The organism is Desulfotomaculum defluvii, from assembly GCF_054657375.1.
Window position 1 is genome coordinate 178109 of record NZ_BAAHYV010000008.1, and the last position, 25899, is coordinate 204007.

Genomic DNA, 25899 nt, shown 5'->3' on the forward strand with positions numbered 1-25899 from the left:
TTGAGTTACGTAACTTGTCTAGAGTGTGCTAAATGTGGCAAACACTACAACAGTGAAGAAGTACATCAGCTTTGCGAATGCGGTGGACCTTTAGTTGTTCAATATGATCTGGAAGCTGTTAAAGCAAACTTCCATAAGGAAGATCTTAAAGATCGAGAACCTAGCCTTTGGCGTTATTGGGAACTGCTTCCTATGAAGGATAAAAAGAATTTAGTTTCTTTGGGTGAAGGTATGACACCCATGATAAAAATGGAAAAAGCAGGTCCTGCCATTGGCTTAAATAACCTCTATTTAAAAGATGAAGGTATTATTCCTTCTGGTACCTTTAAATCCAGAGGAGCCACAGTTGGGGTTTCCAGAGCAAAGGAATTGGGAATTAAAACTTTAGCGATGCCCACCAACGGCAACGCTGGTGCTTCTTGGTCTACCTATGGTGCTAGAGCAGGTATCAAGTCCGTAATTGTAATGCCTCAGGATGCCCCAGAAATTACCCGTAACGAATGTGCCATTACTGGAGCTGATCTCTACCTAGTAGATGGACTGATTAGTGATGCTGGTAAAATTGTAGCCCGTGCTGTAGCTAAATACGGTTGGTTTGATGTTTCCACCCTAAAAGAGCCCTATCGCATTGAAGGCAAAAAGACCATGGGCCTGGAAATCGCTGAGCAATTTAACTGGGAGGTTCCTGATGTTATCCTTTATCCCACCGGTGGTGGTGTAGGTATTATTGGTATTTATAAAGCACTGAAGGAACTGCAGGCCATTGGCTGGATTGGTGAAAAGATGCCTCGCTTGGTGGCTGTACAAGCTGCTGGTTGCGCACCTATTGTTAAAGCATGGCAGGAAGGCAAAAAAGAATCTGAGTTCTGGAACAACGCACATACCTGTGCCTTTGGTATCACTGTACCCAAAGCCCTGGGTGACTTCATGGTACTTGATGCAATTTATAAAACAGATGGTTGTGCCATTGCCATTGAAGATGAAGATCTTCTTAAAGCCCAAGCAACATTGGCAGCACAAGAGGGTGCCTTTGTTTGCCCAGAAGGTGCTTCTCTGTACACTGCAGCACAAAAACTAAGGGAACAGGGTTGGATTAAAGAAGATGAGAAGGTTGTTCTATTGAATACTGGTACTGGTTTAAAGTACCCAGAGACTGTTAAAGTAGATGTTCCTCTGTTAAAACCTGAAGAGGATATTGAAGGCTAGGCTGGATTTAATTTATAACAACCCCTGACAAAACTAATTTGTCAGGGGTAATCAAAAAAGCTACTTGTAATTTTTATAACAATTATTGGGTGCTTTGCCTAAAGACTTTAGTTTCCCCCAACCAAATATAAATATAACAATATGATTGGAGGACGAAAAATGTCACAAGAGAAGAAAATGGGCTTACCAGCTAAGATGGGTATTGGTTTAATTGCGGGTGTAGTTGCGGGTGTTATTTTTCAAAAGGCAGGTTGGAGTGTTGATTATGTAAAACCAATAGGTGATTTATTTATTCGTTTAATACGCATGATCGTTATTCCTCTTGTATTTGCTTCGCTGGTGGCTGGGGCAGCCAGTATTGGTGATTCCCGAAAACTGGGAAGCATTGCAACCAAAAGTATCGCCTGGATGTTTGGTACCACTGCTGTAGCTGTAGGTTTAGGGCTCTTCTTTGCTAATTTAATAAAACCAGGTGTTGGCTTAACTCTTTCCACTGAAGGACTAAAAGCTAACGAAATAGCACCCCCCAGTGTAATAGATACCCTGCTTAATATTGTTCCCATTAACCCCTTACAGGCCTTTGCAGAAGGAAACCTATTGCAAATTATTTTCTTTGCCGTATTCTTTGGTTTTGCCCTCAATGCCCTCGGTGAAAGAGGCAAGCCCCTTTTGAATATCTTTGAAATGATCACCGATGTTATGATCAAATTAACTGGTACTGTTATGAATTTTGCTCCCTATGGCGTTTTTGCATTAATCACCTTTACAGTGGCTAAAAACGGTATCTCTGTATTACTTCCTTTAATTAAGTTAATAGCTGCAATGTATCTGGTCGCCCTTATTCATATCTTCCTAGTATACCTACTGCCTGTAAAATTCATTGCCGGTAAGAGTTGGTCAGAGTACTTTAAGGCCACTGCAGAGCCCCTGATGGTAGCCTTTACTACCTGCTCCAGTGCGGCTGCTTTGGCTCTGAATCTCAAGTCTGCTCAAAGATTAGGTGCATCTAAAAACGTTTCCAGCTTTACCATTCCCTTAGGGAATACCATTAATATGGACGGTGCCGCCATCTACCTTGGTTTAGCAGCTGTATTTGTATCTCAGGTTTATAATATTCCCTTAACTGGTGCAGAACAGTTAACCATTCTGTTGATGGCAGTATTGGCTTCCATTGGTTCCGTAGGTGTTCCGTCAATGGCACTGGTAGTTATGACCATGGTATTTACCTCTGTTGGCTTGCCATTGGAAGGTATAGCACTGGTGGCTGGTGTGGATCGTATTCTGGACATGGCCAGAACCACTCTGAACGTATTTGGTGACAATACCACTGCTCTGATTGTTTCTAAATGGGAAGGTGAACTTGGCGAAACCAACCTAGAAATGGAAGAGCAAGTAGCTGCATAATAAGTAAGGGTGAGGTTCTTGGAGCCTCACCCTTTTAGCTGTTTGGTTGGTCAACTACAGTAAACCCAATTTCCTAAAAAAATGTAAATTGCCCCCCTAAACTACTATATTTTACAGTATAATTTGATAGGGGAGGAGAGACATGAAAAGACTATATAGCATTATCATCGTTATTTGCTTCTTATTGGCGGCAACACCGGCCCTGGCAAAAACTCCAGAGTTGATAGTTAATAATCAATTGGTTAGAACAGACGTGTCACCACAAATTATTAACGGCCGAGTACTGGTTCCCTTAAGAGTGATCTCTGAATCGCTGGGTACCTATGTTGATTGGGAACAGAGTTCCCAAACTATAACTATTAATGACCAGAAAACTATATTAAAATTAAAACTCAATAATAAAACTTCATATATTAATGAGCAACCAATCCAACTGGATGTGGCACCGCAGTTGCTGGCCAATCGGACTATGGTACCCTTACGGTTTATCAGTGAACAACTGGGCGCCACGGTGAATTGGTTAGGCAGTGAAAAAAGAGTCGTTATCGAAAGGATTTTGCATACTGATCCCGATGAAGACGAAGATAATCCGAACGATGAGACTGTACCAGAAACTGCTAACAGAGAACTAACTGGCGTAACTCTAGTGGAAACTGAAGACCGAGCGGTGATAGAAGTAACGGTAGGGCAAGGCACTAACAAAGTCTTTGAATTAAAGAATCCTGATCGGATTGTATTTGACCTAACAGATACAGCCCAAAGGGTTACTGCGGACCCAGAGATAGAAAGTCAGTTCTTAGATGCCATTAAATTAGGTATCCATCCTAATAATGTAGCCAGGGTAGTACTTCAATTGAAGGATCGCAGTACCACTGCCTATGAAGCGAAGCAGGAAGAGGATAAGCTGATTATAACCTTAACTAAACGGGAGGCACCTCTCCCAGCAGTAGGGTACACTCATAAAGTGGTGAACGGTCAGAGTAATGTAGTTGTCATTGATCCCGGCCACGGAGGCAAAGATGTGGGGACCATCGGGGCCAGCGGTAGATGGGAAAAAACCGTTAACTTAGGCATTTCTCAGAAATTAAAAAGTATTCTTGAAAGCCACGGCTTTACTGTGGTAATGACCAGAGAAGATGATGGTTCATTCCTCTCACTGGATGAGAGGGTTCAATTGGCCAATAAGACAGATCCCCTTTGTTTCATCAGTATACATGCCAATGCTGCGGCTAACTCATCAGTAACAGGATTAGAAACCTACTCTTTTTATGGTAGTGATAAAACCCTGGCAAATTTAGTCCAGAGTGCTATTTTGGTTAGAACCAATCAAGTGAACCGTAAGGTAAAAGAAGCAGGGTTCTATGTTATTAAGTATACTAAGATGCCTTCGGTTCTAGTAGAGACAGGATTTATCTCTAATCAGCAGGAAGACAGTTTCTTATTCGATGCAAACAACCAAATGCTGATAGCTGAGGCCATTGCCGATGCAGTTGTTCAGTTTAAGGGTCTTTATAACAAATAGTTTTATAAGATCAGCCGGGGCTTTGTTACCCCGGCTGATCTTTATCATCATACTTAGTCTAATATACCACTGAAAATATAGGTCCTGTGTCTTGGGCCATGAGCTTTAGGCCCTTAGGTAAACAGGCATTAAAGAGCCCAAGGCCATCTCCCAAGGTCCTAAAGCTGATGGCAAAGTTTATACTTTCATTGTTAGGAGGATTCATATGGATGCCTTTATCCACGGGTTTTTGCTGGCCTTTGGTCTAATATTGCCCCTTGGTGTACAAAACGTCTTTGTTTTTAATCAGGGTGCCAATCAGCCTACCCTATGGAGGGCAGCGCCTGTCATTATTACAGCCGCAGTTTGCGATACATTACTAATAACTATGGCTGTTTTGGGCGTGTCAATTCTTGTTCTAAATATGCTCTGGTTAAAAACTGTATTGTTTGGTGTGGGGATTATATTTTTAATCTACATGGGCTGGAACACATGGCAAAGTACAACTGGAAGTAATGAACAGGAACAGCAAGAAGCTATGACGCCTAAAAGACAGATACTATTTGCGGCATCAGTATCTTTGCTCAACCCCCATGCCATTCTTGATACAGTAGGTGTGATTGGCACCAGTTCACTTCATTATACTGGTAGCAGCAAGTGGGTGTTTGCCTTAGCGGCAATTATTGTTTCCTGGCTTTGGTTTTTTGGCCTAGCAGTGGCAGGTAGATTGGTAGAGGAGATAGACAGGGATGGGAAGTGGCTGAAGGGATTAAATAAAATATCCGCATTAATTATTTGGGCAACAGCGGTTTACCTTATAATTACTTTCATTAGATAGACATTCATTACTCTGGAACGTGTATTAATAACCGATATTTGAGAAGGTGTGTAAGATGTTGTATCAGCGGGGGGAATAAAAACAAGATGCCGTCCCACATGCTATTACGCTGCAGGGCGGCATAGAAGACTCCTCAAATTTATTATGTACCTTGGTTTAAAAAAAATCAATAATAATGAAGTGTAATAACAATAAATGTTTCAAATCAGAAAGCACGATAATTTACCATATCATAATGCTTTCGCCATATCCTAAAGGGGTCTTATGACTTAGCGGTAGCTTAGTTTTTATAAGTAGCCTGTCGCTTTTTATCGGAAAACTTCCTGAAAAGGATATTTTCCAGTTGAACAAAGGGCATAGTTTTGGCTAGAGAAAAAATAAGTAAGGCAAACCAGATAATAGAAAATGAAAGTAAATGTGCACTGTTAAAGGGTTCATGGTAAATATAAACTCCCAAAATTAATGCCATTGTGGGAGAAATGTACTGTAAAAAACCTACTAAGGAGAGAGGCAGGTGTTTTGCTCCACTGGAAAACAGAATCAGTGGTACCGCTGTAACTACACCGGCTCCCATTAAGAGCAATGATATATGAGGAACATCCAAACCAAAGGAACTGACACCATTATTATGAGCATAATACAAATATAATAGGGCAAAGGGTGTCATCAACAGCGTTTCAACGGTTATGCCAGTGATGGCACTTACATTGACCATTTTTTTAATTAACCCATATAAGGCAAAGCTTGAAGCCAAGGTAATCACAATCCAGGGCATAGCACCGGAGTGCAAGGCCATATTCAAAACTCCGATGGCAGCTAAAAAGAAAGATAGCATTTGCCAAAAGGATAGTTTTTCTTTTAAAATAATGATCCCTAGCAAAACACTAAGCAAAGGGTTTAAATAATAACCTAGACTTGTTTCTATGATGTGATTATGATTAACAGCCCAAATATAGGTGAACCAGTTTACACTAATTAAAGCCGAGGCTAAAAACATGGTAAAAAGCACTTTAGGATGTATGACAATGTGGTGAAGTTCACTGATGAAGGATCGAAACTTGCCAATAACTAACAATAGTAAAAGGCCAAAAACAAAGGACCATAGAAAACGGTGGGCCAAAATTTCATGGGAGGGGACACTTTGTACCAGTTTCCAATAAACAGGTAAGATACCCCAAAGCAGATATGAACCTCCTACGGTTAGTATGCCATGGGAGTGACTGTTTGATTTTTTAATATCCATAGTAATTACCTCATTAGGTTGTTTAGAATTTAGATTGAAGTAGGGATGATCGTGGAGCCTTAACAAAGTTCCATTTTAACTTAATAGCAGCTAAGCGCAACACGAAGATAACACTTGCACTTACCAGAAGGTTTATATCCTCGGGGATCTTTAACTGATAGAGATAAACGTACAGGATTCCACCAACTACACAGATAAGAGCATAGAAATCCCTAACCAGGACAGTAGGTATTTGGCCAGCCAACAAATCACGAATAATACCGCCAACAGTTCCTGTGACCACCCCTAAAATGACTGCCCCAGTAAAAGAGGTATTGGTGGTTAAGGCTTTGGAAATACCTACACATACAAAGAGCCCTAAGCCTAAAGCATCAAAGATTAAAACTATAGAGTTAATCTTAAACAATTCCCGGTGGAAAAGGAAAACACACAAGGCGGCTGCCAGGGAGATATAAAAATAGGAGGGCTGGTATAAAAAGAATACTGGCGTATTGCCCAGTAGTACATCACGGGTTGTTCCACCACCAATGGCCGTGACGAAGGAAAGAACAATTATACCAAATAAGTCCATGTCTTTTCTTACTGCCACCAGAGCTCCTGTAGTTGCAAAGGCAAAGGTACCAATCATATCAAGTAATGCCAATAATGTCATGTTCATCCCTCTGTAAAATTAATACCCAGAATACATTTTATCAATAAGTAAGATATTTTCAACAAAAAGATTTTTTGCACATACTTATTTAATGATTTATAAAAAGATAAATCCCGGGATCAACCCCGGGATTTAGGTGGTCTTAGGCAACTTGCTGAATATTCATTTCATCTTCTTTGGGTTTACCTTCAATCATGCGACGAAGAATAGGTACTGTTAAAATCATTATCACTGCCACTACAGCGGTAACTTCACCAATTTGCAGAAATACCTTGGAGTAAATAGGCAAGGTTTGTAAAGGATCGGTGACACCTTCGGGAGCTGCAGTGAGAGAGGCCACCCAACCACCAATAACACCAGCGGCTGCGGTGGTAAGGAACCAGGCACCCATAACAAAGCCTACCATACGCTGGGGAACCAGCTTGGCTACCATAGCTAGACCTAAACCACTGATTAATAGTTCACCGATACTTTGAAATCCGTAACTGGCCACCAACCACCAAACGGAAACGATGCCCTGGGAATTTGCAAAGTTGGCACCCAGAGGCAGGATTAAAAAGCTAATGGCACATAGGACCATACCCAGAGCAAATTTACCCGGCATGGATAAGTCACGGCCTTGCTTACCCAAGACGGAGTAGAGGTAAGCAATAATTGGGCTGGCTAGAACAATCCAGAAGGGGTTTAGGGACTGGAATACTTCTGGGTTGGGAATGTTGATACCTAACAGGGAATGCTCCACGTTTTTGATAGCAAAAAAGTTTAGTGATGTAGGCATTTGTTGGTACAGGGTAAAAAACACAACCGCCTGGACCATCAGGATAACGGCAGCAATCATTTTACTGCGCTCATGTTCTTGGCTCTTGAAGATTTCTTTAAAAAAGATAGCGAATACAGTAATACCAACCAATAATAACAACCAATGTGCCACAGTTAAGTTTTGCAGCATATAGGTAGAGAAACCGATTAGGGCTACTTCACCTACTAAAACCAATGCAAGATTTCGTATATTTAAAGGAGCTAAGCCTGCAGGGGAATCAATACCATCAACTAACTTGCGGAAAAAGAAAAAGCTGGACAGAGAAAGGAATAAGCCAGCAGCACAGACATAAAAGCCTACGCTTAAACCATATTTTCCGCCCAAAACAGGAACCAAAATCATAGAAATAAAAGAGCCGATGTTTACCGACATATAATACAAAGTAAAGGCCCCGTCCAAGCGTGGATCGTCCTTAGCATACAATTTGGACAGTAAACTTGAAGGGTTTGCTTTAAACAATCCGTTACCCACAGCTACAAGGGCTAGGGAAATATAAACCAGACTTTTATCGAAGGTGGCCATACCAATTAAGATATAACCAAGCATCATAGTAATGGCACCCAATACAATGGTACGTTTAGTACCTAGTACCTTATCCCCAATAAAGCCTCCAATGGCCACAAAACCATATACCATTGCACTAAATGCACCGAAAATGGTAAAGGATTCTGCATCGCTCATACCGAGGGATTTAACAAAAAAGGTTGCTAATACAGCCTGAAGACCGTAGTAACCAAAGCGTTCCCACATCTCTAAAAAGAATATCATATAAAAGGGACGTGGTTGTTTTAAACTAGTATTGCTGTTAGACATATTTCTCCTCCTCAAAAAATATACAGGCCAAGACCATTGTCAAATAAATGTGCATATATTTGCACAGTGAATCAGACACAGAATATTTTACTATTATTACATTCGTTAGTCGATGTTATTTTTTATGTAATTTTCTTCCTACATTAAGGGATTAATTATAATAAATAACAGCAAATCCAGGCCTTGCTAATAATGTCCTAAATTGTGTTATAATAAATTCCTACTAGCTTAGCCACAATAAAGGAGGATATTTATGAAACATTTGTTGTCTTTTACGTTGCTAATTTGTCTTTTGCTTACAGGTTGTACCGTCAGTCAGGAAGATAGTCAAGCTATTAAAAAACAGCTAACTGAGCAGGATGTTCGTAAAGCAGTTAGTGAATTAGTTGAGGGTATTAACAAAGGTGATATGGAGGTTGTAAAGAAATATGTCGGAAATGCTACTCCTGTTGCTGAAAAACTAGTCAATAAATTAAAAAACAACGTTAAATTATCCGATATTCGAGACATATCAATAGAAGGTACTACTGCTCAAGCCACTGTGACTCTAGAAGTGGTTCCCTTGGATATGAAAAAAGATATTACCTTGAACTTTGATGTTACTGACGTCTTGTTATTAAATAATCCCTTAGGACTTTTGGCTGTTCTAATGAAGTGATAAAGTTATCTTTAGGGGGTTGGCAAGGATTGACATGAACCATCAAGTAGAAAGCTTCGTCTAATGAAGTAGGAGTAATCTTGAAAGGTGGTTTTTATGAAAAAGTTCTTGTCAGCATTGTTTACAATAGCCTTAACATTTAGCACTGTAACGACTGTTCCGGCATCTTTCAGTAAGAGTAATGCTACTTTTTACCTCAATATAAGTAAGTACATGATTGGCAGCACTCAATACGAAATGGATGCTGCACCATTTATCGAGGATGGACGAATATTTGTACCAATTCGCTTTCTGGCCTATGCCTGTGGTGTTTCAGACCAAGGTGTTCAGTGGAATGATGTTTTTCAAACGGTAACTTTGAAAAAGGGCAATACTACTCTGCAATTACAACTTGGCATTGACCAAGCTATTAAGAATGACTATGTAGAGGAACTGGATGTTGGTCCTATAATGAAAAATGGTCGCACCTTTTTACCCGCCCGTTGGATCGCTGAGGCGTTAGCTTATAAAGTGCAATGGAATGAGGCCAGTAAGACCGTGTTAATATCACAGACCTAGTAAAATTCAGTTGAAAGGTCATAGCATAAAATTACTCTTGTCAGTGATTTAGTCAAAATTACCGGTCTCCAATGTAATGTTTAGCACATACTTTTCATTCGCAATTAGCTATACTTACATCAGAGGTGAATGGAAATGACTATTGTTTTGCCAAAGGAACATGGGGCATGGGCTATGCTAGTTGTACCTTTCGTCGTGGGAGTAGTCACCAACGGACCAACCTGGTTGCATTTGCCCCTTTTTATAGGTGGGTTTTTCTTTTATTTATCTTCATACCCACTACTAATGATTATAAGGAATTCCAATAAGACTAATATTTTTGGCAAATGGTTAGCTATTTATGCTATTACCGGGGCTGTTTTCCTATTGATTCCATTATATTTTCATTGGGAGTTGTTGGCTTTAGGTTTACTTCTTATTCCTTTATCAGTGTTAAACCTATATTTTACGAAAGCTAAACGGGAACGTGAATTTGTAAATAATTTAAGTGCCATTGCATCTCTAGCGTTGGGAGCTGTGGCCAGTATGTATGTTTCTGTAGGTGCGTGGACATGGGAAGCCTTCTGGGCTTGGATTTATTGTGTTTTGTTTTTTGCTGGAAGTGTGTTTTTTGTTAAATCTAAAATTAGGGAAAAGAGCAATAGGTCATTTCTCTATTGCTCATGGTTTTACCATTGTCTGTTAGTGTTTATTCCTATGATCAATGCCCAATGGTTGCTTTCTTTGGCTTTTGTACCTAGTTTATACAGGTCCTTAGCATTTTGTAAAAGAGAAATGACCCCGTTGCAAATAGGTAAAGTTGAGATATTAAATTCAATATTTTTTACGATAGGTATAATTAGTTATTTAAGGTTGTAAAAACGTCTCATAATAAAATGTTGGCGGCTGTTCATTAACAAAGGAGAGAAATTTATTTAAATCATACCAGCGATTTTTTTGTTGCAAAATGGGCAATAAATTTTTGGCGCAAAGTAACGGTAATAAATGGGGTAAATTGGTATCAGGGCTAGGAACCAAGCCCATGACCATTTTTTAACCGGGGTAACATTTTTTTTACAGTTTGAACAATATTTTTTCTCACTCATTGGATCACCCAATTTCAATTCTTTCATAATTATATTTAATATTTTGCCCTAAAACCTAAAGGGTATGCCCCTCTGACCAACGTATTTTGTCACATCTTAGTGGATAAATTGTGTATAACTCTGTGGACAAGGGAATTTTTATGTGGATAAGTTGAAAAAAAAGAAAAACCCACAAAATATGGGTCTGGAAAAAGTGGCTATTTTATATTAACCTAATTTAAGGAAGAGTTTTACTAGACTATTGTACTGGATGGGATCTGCATATAAAAAAATAATTGTTAGTATAGAAGGATTTTATCCTGAATCTGTCCAAATTATTAGTAAAATGCTTCTGCTGGAGGTTAATCATGAGCAATGGGACCATATTAATTGCAGACGATGATCATAGAATTGTTAAAATTGTTTCTCATAGTCTGGAACAAGAGGGGTATAGGGTTATTACCGCTAAAAATGGTGAAGAAGCTGTTCAGTTAGCTACAACCATGAAACCAGATCTTGTCATTATGGATATTATGATGCCTCACCTTGACGGTTTAGAGGCTTCCCAGAAAATTAAAATGAAAGTTGATGTACCCATCATTATTTTATCTGCTAAAGATGATGTCGTGGATAAGATTGTAGGTTTCAAAATGGGTGTAGACGATTATCAGACCAAACCATTTAGTCCTGCGGAGCTAGCCCTAAGAGTAAAGGCTGTGCTCAGAAGAAGCAAGTTAGTACCGGAGGTAAAAAACAAAGAAGTATTAGAGTATCCAAATTTCTACATAGAATACGCCACACGTCTAGTTCGGATATGGGGACAGGAAATCACCTTAACGGCAAAGGAATTTGACATGCTATGGTTGATGGCATCCCATCCTAACCAAATATTTTCCAGATTGCAACTTTTAGAACAGATATGGGAAAGCCACTTTGAGGGTGATGAAGATACAGTTACGGTACATATTCGGAGACTCAGGAGAAAAATTGAGAGGGATGCGGCAAAACCAGAATTAATTAAAACAGTATGGGGAGTTGGCTATAAATTTGAAGCGGCCAAAGAATAGAAATTAAAAAACAATGACCTGCGTCACCGCAAGCCATTGTTTTTTATTTATCAATGGTTTAGTCAACATTGTCATCTTCGACAAATTGGGGCTGTTCTTTAGCACGGATACCTTCCCGTATCTTTGCACTTACTAAGGACATAATACCTTGGAATTTTTCATGTGCTTCAAAGGAAGCTTTGACTAAGGGGTTTTGGATGGCTTGAGCCTCTGCATCTTGCATTTTTTTCTTGTCATTCTCAGTTATCTCTAGGCCAGCCAATTTCTTTTTTTGAATCTCCATTTGCAGTTTTTGTAAACCCTCAACTAAATTACGAGCATCTTTGTCGTGCAAAAGACCAACTTCTGCCTTCTTCACATTTAAATATTCTTCAGTTTCTGACAGGAACTTTCCTAATTCCACACACATATCGAGAGCTGCATTGATTTTTGTCATTGTATCTACCTCCTAAATGATAGGTTCTTCACATGTAGAGTAAATCCTTCTGGGCATATCTAAGGAAATCCTAAATAAGACGAGAATAGGTAATCGCTAAAATTGGAAATCCAGAGCCTTGTTCAATATACCATCCAATAATTCCCTGCTGCCCTCGGTATATTGTTTCATGATCTTTATTTTACGGGCTCTGGCACCTGTACTTAGAACGGTATTAGCTAGGTGTATCGGATAGGGCAGTAGTGAGCCCTCTTGGTCAACTAAATCTTGAGGAAAATAATAACAGTCTAGAGTCCCAATCTGAGCAGCATAACCTGCCAAAGTTGATTTTGCCATGTACGAACCAACATCAGAAGTGACTTTGTCACACCAGGGAATTTCGTAATCAATAATTTCTTGAGGGATAACCAGATCATAGTCTTCTTTAAGTTTTTTTGCCAGTTGCTGCAAACCACGGTTACCTGTTTCGAAATCTTTTTTTGACAATAATCCGTAGGAACGACAAGAAAAGGGACGCACCTCATAAACCGAGCATTTCTTGTCATCATTTAAGAAAGGGCATTTTTGATTAGGATCTACCAATTCTAAGTAAAAATATTCGGCAGACTTTTTAACAATGCCCTGCCACTCTGACCTTTGGTTGTCTCTAATATATTTATATAAATTTAAATATTCGATAAAAAAGGCCGGAGGACTACCCCAATTGCAGCATGTAGCACAGCCGGTGCAGGATGTATTAGGGAGCGCTTCATAGACTTCGGCGAGTTTGGTAAATAAGTTGTTTTGTTCAGCTTTACTTAGAGCAGTATACAATTCTACCTGTTGCAGCATAGATCCATCTCCTTAATGTTTTTTCCTGACTATGTACTAATTATAACAAATAACTACCTAACTGGCGATGCTCGAATTTAAAAGAAGGAGTTAATTTTTATAAAGTTACTTGTGAATAAAAACAGGGTTGGAATATTTTTTGCCAAAACTTAAAGGAAAATGTCTTAATACCTAGAATATAGTTATTTAAAGCACAATCAAACGTCTAGTAAACGACAATTTTTTGCAGTAATTTCAAGCAAGTGGAGTAATTAACGAAATTTCTTTAAAATTAGAGGATAATTTCTGCTTGTCATAAAAATATAGTGGTGATATATTATGAAACATAATACATCAAATACTGCTTATTTTATTCAAAAAAATCCATTTTCCCAAAAGTAACTATATTTATTATAGTAATATACTAAGGAGGTGTCTCAGGGCATAACTGCGTTACTTCGTGTTCGGATATTCACAAGTTCAGAGGGCTAATCTTTCGAATATCCAATTTCAGATCGCTTTTGGCCAAGCTAACAGAAAAGAATGCCCGAAGGGAAGTGAGGGAATTCATGTCAGAAGCTATTGCAAAAGATAGAGGCGTGGTGAAGTATGATACCAAATTTACCAAAAGAGTTTATGAAATGGAAAATGGTAAATGGGTTAAGATGTGTATGCAATGTGGAATTTGCCCCACAACCTGCGCTCTCAAAGAAAAAATGGATCTTTCCCCAAGACGGATAATTCAGCTGATTCGGGCAGGTCGCAAAGATGAAGTGTTAAAAGCCAATACTATGTGGTTATGTACTTCATGTTATACATGTGCCTGTCGTTGTCCCCGCGGAGTTCCAATGATGGATGTAATGCACGATCTACGGCATCTGGCTGTGGAGAGTGGGTACATGCATAATTCCCAAGCAATGGCTGAGGTTTATGCAAAGGATGTTTCTAAGCGCGGACGCATTTGGGAAGGTGGACTCACCTTAAACTATGGACTTAAAATTGGTCTTAAAAGTTTTATTAAAATGGCCTTGGATATGCAGGATGTTGGTAAGAATATGATGCTTCATCGAAGGTTGACGTTATTACCTCCAAAGGGCGTCAAAAACCCTAATAAGTTACGGGATGTATTGAACCGAGCTTTAGAAATAGCCCAGAAGGAGGGTGGACACTAGTATGAAGTATACTTTTTACCCGGGCTGTGCCAGTGAAGGAACGGCTATTAGTTACCATCACTCTACTATTGCTGTGGCAAAGGTATTAGGGTTGGAAATGAAGGAAATCGAGGATTGGAATTGCTGTGGCTCAACTGTGACATCTAGTGTAATTGGTCAGTTTGCTGCTGATGTGTTAGCTTCTCGAAATTTGGCCCTAGCGGAAAAAGATGGTCGAGAAGATGTTGTGGCAACTTGTAGTTCCTGTTATGCTATATTAGGGAACGTCAATAAAAAGTTTAAGGATGAACAGTTTAAAGCCAAGGCTAATGATGCCCTTAGTAAAGATGGTCTAAACTACAACGGTGGGTTAAATGTACGTTTGTTGTTGGATGTAATGGTATCTGAAGTAGGTTTAGAAACTATTGCATCTAAAGTGGTCAAGCCTTTAAAGGGTCTAAAGGTAGCTGGTTATGTTGGCTGCCAAACAGTAAGGGCCCTTAGGGAATTTGACAACTGGGAAAATCCCACTTTTTTAGACAATATTATTGACTCCCTAGGGGCAGAACCTGTTGATTTCTCTCACAAACTAAAATGCTGCACCGGAGCAATGGCCTTAAGCTCTCCCGAGGTTACAGTTTCCGCACTATATCCGATTTTAAAAAGTGCCTATGATGCGGGAGCAGATTTAATTGTTACCCCATGTCCTCTGTGTCAAATGAACCTAGATGCCTATCAAATTAAGGTTAATAAAGTGTATGGGACCAACTATAACATACCAATTTTATTCTTCACCCAGCTAATGGCTCTTGCCTTTGGTTTAGATAATCATAAAGCAGCACTGGATTATTGCATTGTATCCCCTAATAAGGCTTTGCAAAGTATTGGTGCATAATGTGGAAGAATAGAAAAAAAGATAATTATTTTTTGCACAAAATCTTATAAAATTTATGAAAGTTAGCAGGAATATCGAAATATAGATAGAATAAGAAAGTAAAGAAAATCACAAACAAAAAGAAAGTACCTAATGGAACCCATTGCTAGATAGATAAGAATGGGGATGTTGAGAATGTAACGGGTTCACAATTGAAAGTCACATAACTCGTTCTATTGATTGCAGACTAAAAGTGGCGAAATTGACCTTAGCCAATTTTCAGTAATAAGCAATCCTGGCAGGTTAATTGATTGGAAAATTGGTTAATTGCTCGTTACGGAAAGAAACATCGACCAAGGGTGCATCTCCATAAGTGTTTGTATTCACAAAATAAGGACAAAGTCCAAGTATTACATCTAATAAGGGAGGCGTTGTTAATGGCATTAGTTCAACCCCATGGTGGCAAACTGACCCCGGTACTAGTACCTAGGGAGCAGCGTGCTGAATGGCAAGCAAAGGCTGAAAAACTGCCCGTAATTCGTATGAGTTCTCGTGAAGCTTCTGACTGCTTAATGCTCGGTATGGGTGCATTCTCTCCTCTGACTGGTTTCATGAAAAAAGCAGACTATGAGGGTGTAATTGATAACATGCACTTAGCCAATGGTTTGGCTTGGCCCCTACCTGTAACCCTAGCAGTTACTAAAGAACAAGCTGCTACCATCGAAATTGGCAGCGAACAAGCTCTGGTTGACGACGAGAGTGGCATCTATGTTGGTATTATCACTGTAGCTGAAAAATATGAATATGACAAAGTTAAAGAATGCAAAGCTGCTTTCTTTACCGATGACGCTGAACACCCCGGCGTACAAAAGGTTATGGAACAAGGCGAAGTATACATCGGTGGCGACATCGTAACCTTCTCCGAAATGGGCTATGCTACCAAATATGCTGGATATTATGCTCACCCAGCTGAAACCCGTGCATTGTTTGAATCCAAAGGCTGGAACACTGTTTGTGCATTCCAAACCCGTAACCCACTGCACCGCTCCCACGAGTTTCTGTGCAAAATCGGTAACGAAGTTTGCGACGGCCTGTTCCTACATCCCATCGTTGGTAAATTGAAGAAGGGTGACATTCCCGCGGAAGTACGTTTTGAAGCTTATAAAGCTCACATGAAGTATTACTTCAACGAAAAAACCATTGAAATGCGTGTATATCCAATGGAAATGCGTTATGCTGGTCCTAAAGAAGCTATCCTGCACGCTATCTTCCGTCAAAACTTTGGCTGCAGCCACATCCTTGTTGGTCGTGACCACGCTGGTGTAGGCAGCTACTACACTTCTTATCAAGCTCAGGAAATCTTTGATGCCTTTAAACCCGGCGAAATTCTTTGCCAGCCCATCAAAGTTACCTCCGCTTACTATTGCAAGAAGTGCATGGGAATGGCTACTGAAAAGTCTTGCCCACACGGACCAGAAGATCGTATCGCCATCAGTGGTACCAAAGTTCGTGAAATGTTTGGCCGCGGCGAACTGCCTCCGTTGGAATTCGGTCGTAAAGAAGTTCTGGAGATCCTCACTAAGTACTATCAAAGCTTAGATAATAATAAGTAATTCTTACTTGAGTTCCTTGCTAATTTGTAGGATGTAAATAAAACTAAATATGTTAAGAGTACACTTATATTCTACAATATACGACATATCGTTGTTGTCGGTAGCTTGACATAATTTGTCGAAATACAATGTATTGTCGAAGTTTGATATAGTGGCAGCCTCTAATAGGCCCTACTATATCAATAAGACAATATTGAAAATGTTCTACCTACAAACCCATCGGAGTTTTCCGAAAACGAGTTTATCGCAGGTGGTAAGGAGACAAGTATTTTAGACAAGGTATATTTATATTTAGTAATTAAAGACGTAAAGTCTTTAAATTTAAGCAATAGGGAGGTAAAAAAATGCCTAGCTTTGTAATTGCTGAAAAGTGCGATGGTTGCAAAGGTCAAGACAAAACCGCTTGCATGTACATCTGCCCCAACGATCTGATGGTTCTGGACAAAGGAAAAATGAAAGCCTATAACCGTGACGTATCCCAATGCTGGGAGTGCTACTGCTGCGTTAAGATTTGCCCTCAACAGGCTATCGACGTTCGTGGTTATGCTGACTTCGTTCCCATGGGCGCCAGCTGTGTACCTCTGAGAAGCTCCGACAGCATTATGTGGACTGTTAAGTTCCGTAATGGCATGCTGAAGCGCTTTAAGTTCCCCATCCGTACCACTGAAGAAGGTTCTGCTATTATCGACGGTGGCTATGCTTTAGATCAAGAAGATCTGAACAGCCCTGTTCTCTTTACTGAGCCCTATTCTATCGGTACTGCTGAACTTCCTGGCCTGAAGAAGTAATTGAGATAACTAACTATCGGAGGAGGTTAAAATATAATGCCGAACTTTGAAACTGTAGTAGTTAATACCGACATTCTTATTCTTGGTGGCGGTATGGCAGCTTGCGGTGCAGCCGTTGAAGCATCCTACTGGGCTAAGAAACAAGGTTTAAAAGTAACTTTGGTTGACAAAGCTGCTATGGACCGTTCTGGTGCTGTTGCAATGGGTCTGTCCGCTATCAACCAATACCTAGGTATTGCTAAAGGCGAAAACACCGTTGAAGATTATGTTAAGTATGTTAAGAATGACTTAATGGGTATTGCTCGTGATGACCAAGTCGCTGACATCGCTCGTCACGTTGACTCTTCCGTTCACCTGTTTGAAAAATGGGGTCTCCCCATCTGGACCAACGACGAAGGTAACTACGTTCGTGGTGGCCGTTGGCAAATCATGTTAAACGGTGAATCCTACAAGATTATCGTTGCTGAAGCTGCTAAGAAAGCTCTGGGTAGCGACAACATTTATGAGCGTGTTTACATCTGTGAACCCATCATGGATGGCGACAGAATTGCTGGTGCTATTGGTTTCAGTACCCGTGAAGAAAAAATTTATGTATTCAAGGCTAAAGCTGTTCTGGCTTCCATGGGTGGTGCAGTAGGCGTATTCAAGCCTCGTTCCACTGGTGAAGGTTTAGGACGTTCCTGGTATCCTCCTTTTAGCTCTGGTTCCTCTGCTTACTTCACAATGGCTGCTGGTGCTGAAATGACCTGTCAAGAAGTTCGTTTCATCCCTGTACGCTTTAAAGATGCTTACGGCCCTGTAGGCGCTTGGTTCCTACTCTTCAAATCCCGTGCTGTTAACGGTTTTGGTGAAGAGTATATGGTTACCCGTCGCAGTGAATTAGATAACTGGGGTCCCTATGGCAAAGTTAAGCCAATCCCTGCTAACCTGCGTAACTACCTCGGTATGCTGGATGTAAGCGATGGCAAAGGCCCCTTGTTCATGGAGACTGACGAAGCTATTAGAAACTTAGCTAAGAAATACGAAGACGATCCCAAGGCCTTCAAGAAGAAAATGAAGGAACTGGAAAGCGAAGCTTGGGAAGATTTCTTAGATATGACCATTGCACAAGCTCTGCTGTGGGCTGCTTCCAACATTGCTCCCGAAGAGAAACACTCTGAAATCGCTGCTGCTGAACCTTACTTCATCGGTTCTCACTCCGGTGCTTCCGGTGCTTGGGTTTCCGGTCCTGCTGACATTGCTCCTGCTGAATATCAGTGGGGTTACACCAACATGACCACCGTTAAAGGTCTGTTCGCTGCTGGCGATGCTTCTGGTGCTTCCAGCCACAAGTTCTCCTCCGGCTCCCATGCTGAAGGACGTATTGCTGGTAAATCAATCGTTCGTTTCGTAGTAGAAAACAACCAAGAGCCTAACATTGATGATGCTAAGGTTGAAGAATTAAAAGCTAAAATCCTTAAGCCTATGGCTGTTTGGGAAGAGTTCAGTGGCTTCTCCACCGATCCCGATGTTAACCCCAACTACATCCTGCCTAAGATGTACATGTTCCGTCTTCAGAAGATGATGGACGAGTACGCTGGCGGTGTTGTTGCTAACTTTACCACCTCCAAGACTCTGCTGGAAGTTGGCTTAGAGCTTTTAGGTATGCTGAAAGAAGATAGTCAAAAGCTTGCTGCCCGTGACCTGCACGAATTAATGAGAGCTTGGGAAAACATTCATAGAACCCTACAGGCTGAATCTCACATTCGCACTATGCTGTTCCGTGAAGAAACCCGTTTCCCCGGCTACTACTTCCGTGCTGACCTTCCCAAGTTAGATCCAGAGTGGGAAGTATTCTGCAACTGCAAGTATGATGCAGCTACCGGTGCTTGGGAAATGATTAAACGCCCCATCATCCGTCTGGTTGACTAATTAAGCACCTTATTATAGTTAAATAGATAGCTGAATAGTTATAAGGCCCGTGGCCCTACGGCCACGGGCTATTAAAAAAAGAAGGCCTGGGTGCAAAGCGCTTGTTGGGCCCTTTACTCCAGGTGGCCTAGAGGGTGCCTGGCTTTTTTGCATTTGTATTTTATATTAAATGGCTTCCGTGTGGCTAATATCAGGAAATACCTAATATTAGCCAGGCGGGAGCCGAGTGTTACTAAAAACCTGGCATGGCCTTAATTTTTACGTTTTAAGCACCTATCCAATGCATTGTTAACAACTGGACTAGGGAGTGAGAAAATGGCAAATAAAAGCATATTAGTAGTGGGTGGCGGTATAAGTGGTATTACCGCTGCTGTGGAAGCCGCCGAAGTAGGTTATGAAGTATTCTTAATTGAAAAGAATGCTTACCTGGGCGGTAAAGTATCCCAAATAAACGAATATTTCCCAAAATTATGCCCGCCAAACTGCGGTTTGGAAATTAATTATCAAAGAATTAAGAAGAATCCCAAGATTCATGTTATTACATTAGCTGAAGTTGAGGGTATTGCTGGTCAAGAAGGTAACTTCGATGTTTCTATTAAACTGAATCCTCGTTACGTGAACGAGGGTTGTACAGGCTGTGGTAAATGTTCCGAAGTATGTCCAGTTGAGAGAGCCAATGCCTTTAACTTCGGTCTTGATAAGACCAAAGCTATATTCCTGCCTCAACCCTTTGCTTACCCAATGAAATATATCATTGATAACACAGCCTGCACCGGTGCTTCCTGTGGTAAATGTGTTGAAGCATGTGAAGTAAAGGCCATAGACCTAAACATGGTTGCTAAGACCATGAATATCAATGTAGGTGCTATTATTTGGGCCACTGGTTGGGATTCCTACCCAGTAGAAAAAATAGCAAACTATGGCAGTGGCACTGTTACCAATGCTGTTTCCAATATTATGATGGAAAGATTTGCTTCCGTTACAGGACCTAGCCAAGGTAAAATTCTCCGTCCATCAGATGGTAATGAACCTAAGAACATTGCCTTCGTACAATGTGCTGGTTCCCGCGATGAGAACCATCAGAAGACTTGCTCATCAGTTTGTTGCATGGCAACTCTGAAGCAAATTGATTACGTTAAGAGACAATACCCAGATGCTAAGGTTACCATTTATTATATGGATATTCGCGCAATGGGTAAGCATGAGGACTTCTACAATAGGATTAAAGAGTATGATATTAACATGATTAAAGGTAAGCCTTCTGAAATTTTGGAAGATGCTGCTAAAGATGTTATCGTTATTGCAGAAAATCAAAATACCCAAGAGATTACCCAACTGAAGTATGACATGGTAGTATTGGCCACTGGTATGGCACCTGCCACAGTTGCTGCTAAAGTACCCGCGGCAGTGGCTTATGATGTAGACGGCTTTGTTCAAAGTGGTTCTGTACCTGGTATTTATGCTGCTGGTTGTGTAGCAAAACCGGGAGATGTAGCTTCTTCCGTTCAAAGTGCGACCGCTGCTGTTCTTAAAGCCATCCAATCTACGGTAAGGGGGTAAGACAATGGCTAAAAAACTAGGATTTTTCATGTGTACTGGTTGCGGCATTGGCGAAGCCCTCGATACAGCGGCTTTAACCAAAGTGGCAGCTAAAGAATATAAGGTTCCTGTATGCAAAGAACATGGATACCTCTGTTCTGCAGAAGGTGTTGAATTAATCAAGGCTGAAATTGAAGCTCAGGGTATAGATGGTGCTATAATCGCTGCCTGCTCTAGCCGTGTCAATGGTGATGTATTTAATTTCCCCGGTATCTTTGTGGAACGAGTAAACCTGCGTGAACAGGTTATTTGGAGTCACGAGGCAGACGATGAAGATACTCAAATGCTGGCTGAAGACCAGATTCGTATGGGATGTGAAAAGACAAAATCAGCTGAGGCTCCTACTCCATATATTGGAGAAAACCTTTCCAAGACCGTGTTGGTTGTTGGTGGCGGTTTAGCTGGCATGACCGCAGCTTTAGAAGCTGGTAAGGCTGGTTATCCTGTAGTTCTAGTTGAAAAAGAAGCAGCACTGGGTGGTTGGTTAAATAAAGTTTACAAAACAACTCCTATGGCTGCTCCCTTCACAGAGCCAGAAGACCCCAATGTTGCTGGTCGTGTGGCTGAAATTGAAGCAAACCCCAACATTAAAGTTTATACTGGTGCTGTAATTGAAAAAATTGCTGGTGGCCCAGGAATGTTCGATGCTGAAATTAATCAGGGCGGTACCATAGCTGCTGAGCGTGTCGGTGCCATTGTTTTGGCAACTGGAGCTAAGCCCAATGTAGACAGCCTCGATTATCTGGGTTATGGTAAATACCCTAATGTTATTACTCAGGTAGAATTTGAAGAACTTGCTAAGTCTGGTAGTATAGATGCCCAAAAAGTAGTCTTTATCCAGTGCGCTGGATCTAGGGATGTAGAACGTCTGCCTTACTGCTCTGCAGCCTGCTGCGTGGAAACCCTGAAACAAACTATGATTCTTAAGGAATTAGCACCTGAAGCTATGACCTATGTGTTCTATAAGGATGTTCGTAGTTCTGGTCAATACGAACATTTCTATAAGGCAGCCCAAGAAAACGGTGCAGTTTTTATCAAGGGTGAAATTAAAGAAGTCAGCGAAGCTGATGGTAAGTTAGTGGTTGAAGCCGAAGATATGTTGCTGGGCGGAGATGCAATGGTGGATGAGGTTGATTATGTTGTACTGGCAAACGGTATGATTCCTTCCACTAAAGCTGCTGAAGATGCTGCTGCTGCTCAGGAAGTTGCAGAAAACATCCTTAATCTGCAATACAGACAAGGTCCCGAATTACCTAACTTGAAATATGGCTTCCCTGATTCCCACTTTATTTGTTTCCCCTATGAAACCCGTCGTACTGGTATCTATGCCTGCGGAAGTGTTAGGGCACCTATGGATATGGCGAAGGCTGTCAGCGATGCAGCTGGTGCTGCCCTTAAGGCCATCCAATGTGTAGAAGTCACAGCTGGTGGAGCAGCTGTCCATCCGAGAAGTGGCGATCTGTCCTATCCTGAATTTGCATTACAGCGTTGCACTCAGTGCAAGAGATGTACTGAAGAATGTCCCTTTGGTGCAATTAACGAAGATGAAAAGGGTAACCCACTACCCAACCCTACCCGCTGCAGAAGGTGCGGTACCTGTATGGGTGCTTGCCCAGAACGGATTATCTCCTTTAAGAACTACTCGGTGGGTATGATTGGTAATATGGTTAAGGCAGTTGAGGTTCCCGAAGAGGATGAAGAAAAACCAAGAATTCTTATCTTGGCTTGCGAAAATGATGCTATCCCTGCCCTTGATATGGCTGGTATCAACCGCTTGAAGTATAACTCTTGGGTACGTATCATTCCCGTAAGATGTCTTGGTTCTCTGAACTTAGTATGGATTGCCGATTCCATGTCTAAAGGCTTTGATGGTGTAATGTTATTAGGATGTAAACATGGTGATGACTATCAATGCCACTTTATGAAGGGCTCTGAATTAGCAGAAATTCGTTTGTCCAAGGTTTCTGAGACATTGGATCGCCTTGGCTTAGAGTCTGACCGTGTTCGCATGGTACAGATTAACATTATGGATTATGCTGAACTTCCTAAGATCATTGATAAGTTCGCTGAAGACTTAGAAGAATTTGGACCCAACCCAATGAAAGGCTTCTAAATTAAATAGAATACTGACTGACGTCAACTCTTAAATATTTTAGGGTATGGCGTCAGTCTTAGTTTGCTTTAATTTATGTCAAAAAAGTTATGCTTTCTTTTGGACGCAAAATATAAAACCCCGCTAGCGGGGTTTTATATTTTGAATTTACTTACTACGTTGGTAAGTTGATCTGAAAGACCGGATAAATATTCGGCTGTAGATGCAACTTCTTCTATGGTGGCAGTTTGTTCTTGCGTAGTAGCAGCCACATTTTCAATGCTTGAAGTCAACTGTTGTATAGCTGATGCGACATCATTAATTTGTTCATTTAATCCTTGGATTGATGCTATAATTTCTTGGAAGCTGTACCCTACACCTTCAATGACCTGATGACCAAGTTTTACTTCACGGTTAGTTTTTCTAATATCTTCAGTAACTATTTCATTTTCCTTAACAATGGATAGGATTAAGTTGCTAATTTCCTTAGTAGCTTGGGCTGACTTCTCTGCTAATTTGCGTACTTCTTCTGCAACCACTGAAAATCCCCTGCCATGATCACCAGCTCGGGCGGCCTCAATGGCAGCATTTAATGCAAGTAAGTTTGTTTGATCTGCAATGTTGGTTATAAGCTCTACGATACCACGAATCTCCTGGGTTTTTATATTAAGCTCGTTAATAGACTGGAATACATTTTCGGATGAGGTTGTGATGACTTGCATTTGTTTTGTAAACTCTGTAAGTTCAGTATTTCCCTTAGTAGCATGATCTGAAACAATTTTGGAAGTAGAAGAAATAACTTGCATATTTTGATTAACCTTTTCTACAGTGGTAGCCATTTCAGACATAGCTGAAGCTGTTTCTATTGCACTGGCTGAGGTATGTTGAGAATGGCTGCTTAGATTAGATGCTGTATTATATAAATTTATTGTACTAAGGTTAATATTATTTATTAAAGTTCTTATGTTTTGTTTCATATGGTCAAAGGTCTTAGCCAGTTGACCTAATTCATCTTTCGCAGGATTAGAAGAATTAGAACCAGTAAAGTCACCCTCAGACATTTTGCCAGTAGCAGTAGCAAGTTGAAAAATAGGTTTGTTGATACCGACTGTTAGGAGTTTTGACATAGCTAAAGCAATAATAAATGCCACTATGTTTATGACAATTGCAGTCCTTTTTATGTCTTCGGTAAGATTATGAACAGAAAGAATTTCAGTATTCAATTCTTCATCATTGGTTTCTACAAATTGCTTTAATGTTTTATTAATTTCATCAGTATAGGGTAATAGCTTTTCAAGGGCTGCTGTTACAATTAAATCTGCTTCCTTTTGTTGTTCAAGGTTATCTGATTCCCAAGCAACATAATATAATTCTGTGGCAGGAATAAATTCACTTTCTACAATTTTTGCATATTCTTCAGAGCTACTAATTATTTGTCTAAGCTGCTCTTGTTTTGATGTTTCAATTATTGTCATTAACTTTTTTCCGTTAGCAAGCATTTGCTGCATATCATTTAGGTAATTTTGTTTTAACTGTTCATCGCCAAATCCATAAAAACCTCTTATATTAGAATTAGCACTTAAGAAATTAGCTTCGATGTTATGGGCCAGAGTAGCTTTAAGGTTAACTTCTTCAATTTCGTAAATCCTTCTATCAATATCTCTTGTTGCTAGAATACAGTTTAAGCCAATGGCCAGTAAAAGGATTTGGATCATAACAAAACTAAGGAGAATTTTCATACCCAACTTTAAATTCCGAAAAAAAGTTAATACCATCATTCGCCCACCTTTATTAAAGATTAAAATCCTGCATTAAAACTCAAAGCTTTCACAAGTATATAAGATAGAGCTTTACATGGTTTTTATGCTAGTGTACTATTTCAATGGTTTACTAAATTTTTCCTCTAAAATTTGAAGGGTAAATATAAAAACATATAATAAAAATCAAAACTATAAGAAGGATTATTATTTTTTTGTCAAAAACATTTAATTCATGCTAGAATAAATGTATTGCTGTTTTTACAAGTTGATTAACAACGGTAAGGAACTAAAATAAAAAAGGTCAGAGGCTACTACAGCCGTTGACCTTAATTAAAGATATAGAAAGAGTCTATACTAACTAATTTTTATCAGTAGCTATTGAATCCTCGCGACCAACTGCAAAAAACTTTTTCATAATCTCTACCATCTTCTTACTGGTTTCTATTTCATTATGAATATTGCAACGATCCATTTCAGCCTGCGCCCAGTTTATAAAATCGTTCATTGTCATATTTGTCATATAAATCCCTCCATGGTTATTATAGTTTTAGAATTCCGAAATGGAGACACATTAGAACACCAAAAATATGAGGTAACCCCGTTGGGAAATAACAAGAAAGTAAGTGACAACAATTCTTGAGTATTTTCTGTAAAGGGCAGCACCTCCTAAATATTTTTTTAAAATTCCGTTGCAACCTATTGCTAATGTGCCCTTGAAGTGCTACAATAACCATAAGGTAGTGACAACTTAGTTGTTGTCGTAATGATTATTGTAGTATATGAGTATTTTTTTACCAGGGCTGTCGCCTTGGCTGTCTTTGTTTCCGGAATTTGATTTGATACTAGCATAAATAAATAATCAATACAAGATTCATGTTTAAAAAACTCCCTTTAAAATGTTAAAGGGAGTTTTTTATCATGTAAGAACAAATAATTTTGACTGATATTGCAAAAAAATTTAATGTTTATACACAGGTTTATTCAATTTTGAACATGTGGTAGCCCAAAAATTGCACAAAACGACAACTGTAAGATCCTCCA

The 25899-nt window shown here is 40.0% G+C and carries 22 protein-coding genes; 15 read left to right on the top strand and 7 right to left on the bottom strand.

Going from position 1 to position 25899, the window contains the following annotated elements:
* The 4 genes from ACYQ03_RS16265 (at nt 1) to ACYQ03_RS16280 (ending at nt 4949) form a co-directional block, all read left to right on the top strand.
* Nucleotides 1-1206: a threonine synthase gene (locus ACYQ03_RS16265; RefSeq protein WP_459911009.1), complete on the top strand. Its 1206-nt coding sequence runs from the start codon at nt 1-3 to the stop codon at nt 1204-1206.
* Nucleotides 1207-1365: 159 nt separating this feature from the next.
* Complete coding sequence (locus tag ACYQ03_RS16270) at nt 1366-2610, top strand: dicarboxylate/amino acid:cation symporter (protein WP_459911010.1); 1245 nt, start codon at nt 1366-1368, stop codon at nt 2608-2610.
* Nucleotides 2611-2752: 142 nt separating this feature from the next.
* Nucleotides 2753-4132 carry an N-acetylmuramoyl-L-alanine amidase family protein gene (locus ACYQ03_RS16275; RefSeq protein ID WP_459911011.1) on the top strand — a complete coding sequence of 460 codons (1380 nt, stop codon included), beginning with the start codon at nt 2753-2755 and terminating at the stop codon, nt 4130-4132.
* Between the two features lie 205 nt (nt 4133-4337).
* Nucleotides 4338-4949, top strand: coding sequence for a LysE/ArgO family amino acid transporter (locus ACYQ03_RS16280; protein WP_459911012.1), 612 nt, complete (start codon nt 4338-4340; stop codon nt 4947-4949).
* 280 nt (nt 4950-5229) lie between these two features.
* Here ACYQ03_RS16280 and rarD read toward each other — a convergent pair whose 3' ends face one another.
* From rarD to ACYQ03_RS16295, 3 genes are all read right to left on the bottom strand, one after another.
* The gene (rarD, locus tag ACYQ03_RS16285) at nt 5230-6192 is read right to left on the bottom strand and encodes an EamA family transporter RarD (RefSeq protein WP_459911013.1); all 963 of its coding nucleotides are present in this window, start codon (nt 6190-6192) and stop codon (nt 5230-5232) included.
* Between the two features lie 22 nt (nt 6193-6214).
* Entirely contained in the window at nt 6215-6844 is a 630-nt protein-coding gene (locus tag ACYQ03_RS16290) for a trimeric intracellular cation channel family protein (protein ID WP_459911014.1), read from the bottom strand.
* 142 nt (nt 6845-6986) lie between these two features.
* Nucleotides 6987-8477: an oligopeptide:H+ symporter gene (locus tag ACYQ03_RS16295; protein WP_459911015.1), complete on the bottom strand. Its 1491-nt coding sequence runs from the start codon at nt 8475-8477 to the stop codon at nt 6987-6989.
* 253 nt (nt 8478-8730) lie between these two features.
* On the opposite strand from ACYQ03_RS16295, the gene ACYQ03_RS16300 reads away from it, so the two are divergent.
* The 4 genes from ACYQ03_RS16300 to ACYQ03_RS16315 all read left to right on the top strand — a co-directional run bounded on the left by ACYQ03_RS16300 (nt 8731) and on the right by ACYQ03_RS16315 (nt 11824).
* On the top strand, nt 8731-9135 hold the full coding sequence (locus ACYQ03_RS16300; protein ID WP_459911016.1) for a hypothetical protein: 405 nt from the start codon (nt 8731-8733) through the stop codon (nt 9133-9135).
* Between the two features lie 96 nt (nt 9136-9231).
* A complete protein-coding gene (locus ACYQ03_RS16305; protein WP_459911017.1) occupies nt 9232-9693 on the top strand; it encodes a stalk domain-containing protein in 462 nt (153 codons plus the stop codon).
* Between the two features lie 135 nt (nt 9694-9828).
* Nucleotides 9829-10551, top strand: a complete 723-nt coding sequence (locus ACYQ03_RS16310; RefSeq protein ID WP_459911018.1) for a YwiC-like family protein — start codon at nt 9829-9831, stop codon at nt 10549-10551.
* Between the two features lie 574 nt (nt 10552-11125).
* Nucleotides 11126-11824: a response regulator transcription factor gene (locus ACYQ03_RS16315; RefSeq protein WP_459911019.1), complete on the top strand. Its 699-nt coding sequence runs from the start codon at nt 11126-11128 to the stop codon at nt 11822-11824.
* 58 nt (nt 11825-11882) lie between these two features.
* On the opposite strand, the gene ACYQ03_RS16320 is transcribed toward ACYQ03_RS16315, so the two are convergent.
* Together ACYQ03_RS16320 and ACYQ03_RS16325 are read right to left on the bottom strand one after the other, a co-directional pair.
* On the bottom strand, nt 11883-12260 hold the full coding sequence (locus ACYQ03_RS16320; RefSeq protein ID WP_459911020.1) for a YlbF/YmcA family competence regulator: 378 nt from the start codon (nt 12258-12260) through the stop codon (nt 11883-11885).
* 96 nt (nt 12261-12356) lie between these two features.
* Nucleotides 12357-13091, bottom strand: a complete 735-nt coding sequence (locus tag ACYQ03_RS16325; RefSeq protein WP_459911021.1) for a YkgJ family cysteine cluster protein — start codon at nt 13089-13091, stop codon at nt 12357-12359.
* 548 nt (nt 13092-13639) lie between these two features.
* Here ACYQ03_RS16325 and ACYQ03_RS16330 point away from each other — a divergent pair.
* From ACYQ03_RS16330 to ACYQ03_RS16360, 7 genes are all read left to right on the top strand, one after another.
* Nucleotides 13640-14242, top strand: coding sequence for a 4Fe-4S dicluster domain-containing protein (locus tag ACYQ03_RS16330; RefSeq protein WP_459911022.1), 603 nt, complete (start codon nt 13640-13642; stop codon nt 14240-14242).
* A 1-nt stretch (nt 14243) separates the two neighbouring features.
* The gene (locus ACYQ03_RS16335; RefSeq protein WP_459911023.1) at nt 14244-15116 is read left to right on the top strand and encodes a CoB--CoM heterodisulfide reductase iron-sulfur subunit B family protein; all 873 of its coding nucleotides are present in this window, start codon (nt 14244-14246) and stop codon (nt 15114-15116) included.
* Between the two features lie 416 nt (nt 15117-15532).
* A complete protein-coding gene (sat, locus tag ACYQ03_RS16340; RefSeq protein WP_459911024.1) occupies nt 15533-16708 on the top strand; it encodes a sulfate adenylyltransferase in 1176 nt (391 codons plus the stop codon).
* A gap of 344 nt (nt 16709-17052) precedes the next feature.
* Nucleotides 17053-17496, top strand: a complete 444-nt coding sequence (gene aprB / locus ACYQ03_RS16345; RefSeq protein ID WP_459911025.1) for an adenylyl-sulfate reductase subunit beta — start codon at nt 17053-17055, stop codon at nt 17494-17496.
* Nucleotides 17497-17532: 36 nt separating this feature from the next.
* On the top strand, nt 17533-19407 hold the full coding sequence (gene aprA, locus ACYQ03_RS16350) for an adenylyl-sulfate reductase subunit alpha (RefSeq protein ID WP_459911026.1): 1875 nt from the start codon (nt 17533-17535) through the stop codon (nt 19405-19407).
* Between the two features lie 315 nt (nt 19408-19722).
* Complete coding sequence (locus ACYQ03_RS16355) at nt 19723-20967, top strand: FAD-dependent oxidoreductase (RefSeq protein ID WP_459911027.1); 1245 nt, start codon at nt 19723-19725, stop codon at nt 20965-20967.
* A gap of 4 nt (nt 20968-20971) precedes the next feature.
* Nucleotides 20972-23119: a hydrogenase iron-sulfur subunit gene (locus ACYQ03_RS16360; RefSeq protein ID WP_459911028.1), complete on the top strand. Its 2148-nt coding sequence runs from the start codon at nt 20972-20974 to the stop codon at nt 23117-23119.
* 134 nt (nt 23120-23253) lie between these two features.
* Here ACYQ03_RS16360 and ACYQ03_RS16365 read toward each other — a convergent pair whose 3' ends face one another.
* Both ACYQ03_RS16365 and ACYQ03_RS16370 read right to left on the bottom strand, forming a co-directional pair.
* Nucleotides 23254-24876: a methyl-accepting chemotaxis protein gene (locus ACYQ03_RS16365; RefSeq protein WP_459911029.1), complete on the bottom strand. Its 1623-nt coding sequence runs from the start codon at nt 24874-24876 to the stop codon at nt 23254-23256.
* A gap of 340 nt (nt 24877-25216) precedes the next feature.
* A complete protein-coding gene (locus ACYQ03_RS16370) occupies nt 25217-25378 on the bottom strand; it encodes a hypothetical protein (RefSeq protein ID WP_459911030.1) in 162 nt (53 codons plus the stop codon).
* Between the last annotated feature and the right edge of the window lie 521 nt (nt 25379-25899).